Consider the following 2,269-nt stretch of genomic DNA (forward strand, 5'->3'; position numbering starts at 1 on the left):
GCGTGAAGATCAATGCGCGATCGTCTTCGACGCCGACGCAGAGGTCGAGTTGCAATGAGAGGTTGAGGCTCGTCGGGTTCTGCTTGCAGACGACGAGGTCTTCGAATGGTTCGTCGCATGCCGGACATGCCACTGAAACCGTGTTCTGGTACGACTTGATCGACTGGTTCTCCTCCTGGGGCGTTAGTGACGACACCAGGGACTTGAGGTCTACCTCGTCCATGCTCGTCGAAACGAATTTCTCCCTCATAAACGCTTTGCAGGTTCAGATCGACCAGTCTGGGACCGAATCTCCACTCGATCGGCTCGCGGTTCATCATTCCACTACAAGGGAATGAGGAGGAAAGTAGACGCGAAGGGGATGCGCCACGAGACGACGGGAGATTTTCATCCAAATTGTGGGACTAATGTGAGCAAGCCGACTATGGCTACGAACCACTCGATCTCGATTTGAGCGCACTTCGTACTCGAACAGAAGTATTCGTCGACCGAATGGATGCACTCGTAGATCAGCTACAAAAGGAAGACTGAGGAAAGTCAGCAGGTCGAGGACAAGTATCTCAACGTCCTCGAGCACGCGAAGAACGTCACCAAGACGAACGACGTGATGGTCGCACGGTTGGGCTATCGAGAGGTGGCGACGCACTATAACTGTCAGGGATGTTGTGCCGGAGACAGAGGACGTAGTCAGTATCTCCAGTACTGCACATACCTATCACCCACCGGTCATAGACTTCGAATAAGGTTGGGCTTCGATGACCCCAACAATGATGCCATGGCCGGGCGTTAACCTAGACGTTATGCTCAAAGATTCGCTCGAGGAGGCATTGAACGAACAGATCAACGCTGAACTCTACTCGGAGTTGCGCCCGACGGCTCGGGCGCGAAGCGTGTCGCAGTCTCGCGGTGGGTCTCCCGGCGGGCCGGGGGCTCTGGCGACGGGTTGGCTTCCCGTTACAGTGTCACCAACCCCCCACGAAAGTTCTCGTCCCGGACGACCCTAGAACCCCGCGCTGCCCAATCGTTTTTCGCTTCGTTGGTGATTCCCCGCCGAGCGGTGTCGCCGTGGATGGCGGGTCACCGATGGTCGCGTCTCTTCCGCTCGGATAGGTCCGATCCTCGGATAGTCACGCTGTTCGAAAACGGATACGTCGAACGTCGCTCAAGCGGTCGCCTGCAGCCGTTCGCGCACGTCCGGGAGCGCGTCCGGGCGGCGATGAGCGCCACGCGGTCACCGCCTTCGATTTTGGTTCCCGGTAGCGGAATCGTCATCCGCTCTCGGTCACGGCCGTGGGCGTAAATCCGTGCGTCGGTAGGCAACTCCACGGCGTGCACCCGCGTTCCGACGAGCGGCGATTCGCTCGGAATCGTCATCGTCGTCAACTGTAGGTTCTCGGTCAGGTCGGCGATGACGTCGAAGTCGCCGCCGAGCAGCGCCGTTTTCGCCCCCGCTGCTCCGAGGCGCTCGGGGTATATCACCTCGTCCACGTCGTCCGCGTACTTGTGATAGATGTCCGCCCGGTAGTCCTCGTCGATGCGCATGACGGTCCGACAGCCGTGGTGTTTGCCGACCATGCAGGCCGCGAAAGTTGACGTTCAGGTCCCCCGTCAACCCCGCGATGGCGTCCGCGGTATCGAGACCGGCGTCCACCAGAGCGTCTTCTTTCACCCCGTCTCCCTCCGTGACGGTGAATCCCTTGTCACGCGCCCGTTCCACCCTGTCCGGGTCGTCGTCGACGATAACGACTTCGTGCCCTTCTTCGGTCAGAACCCGGGCGGTTCGGAGCCCCACGCGACCGGACCCGACGATAATAAATCGCATGGGAATGAATGGCACGGCAGGGGCAAAAACGTTGGTGTCAGAGATGTGAATAGAGGAGTTTTCTCGGAGTGAAAGCCACCGCTCACGAACTGAATTCGAAGAAAGCCTAGGCCGGGATTTGAACCCGGGCTCTCGTCCTTACCAAGGACGCGCTTTACCGCTAAGCTACCCAGGCGCGGGTATTAATTTCTACACGCCGAACCGGGTTTAGGCGTTTCGATTCGCGTCAGGGGTCGGTGGCCGACGAGGTGGTTTCGTCGCGCCAGTTCGGCCGTCGTCCCGACAGTTTCGTCAGTATGTCCACGGCCTCGTCGAAGAGCATCTCCGTCGAGTCGCGGTTGGCGACCGAGGTGGCGAGTCGCTCCGCGTACCGGCGGATACCCGTCGGGACTTCGCCGCCGGTCGCCGTCGTTCCGGCGACGATTGCGAGTTCAAACACGTCGGTTT

1 protein-coding gene, 1 tRNA gene and 2 pseudogenes are annotated in these 2,269 nt (G+C 59.6%); all 4 read right to left on the reverse strand.

Annotated elements, in window-relative coordinates:
- Positions 1-223: hypothetical protein (locus tag BG842_RS07865; protein WP_175424102.1), on the reverse strand; the 223-nt coding region annotated here is incomplete at its 3' end.
- 939 nt (positions 224-1,162) lie between these two features.
- A pseudogene (locus tag BG842_RS07870) lies at positions 1,163-1,822 on the reverse strand (potassium channel family protein).
- A gap of 103 nt (positions 1,823-1,925) precedes the next feature.
- Positions 1,926-1,997: transfer RNA gene (locus BG842_RS07875), tRNA-Thr, on the reverse strand.
- 51 nt (positions 1,998-2,048) lie between these two features.
- Positions 2,049-2,269 (reverse strand): annotated as a pseudogene (locus tag BG842_RS07880) (hypothetical protein); the annotation flags it as partial.

Origin of the sequence: Haladaptatus sp. W1, from assembly GCF_001723155.1 — an archaeon.
GTDB lineage: Archaea > Halobacteriota > Halobacteria > Halobacteriales > Haladaptataceae > Haladaptatus > Haladaptatus paucihalophilus.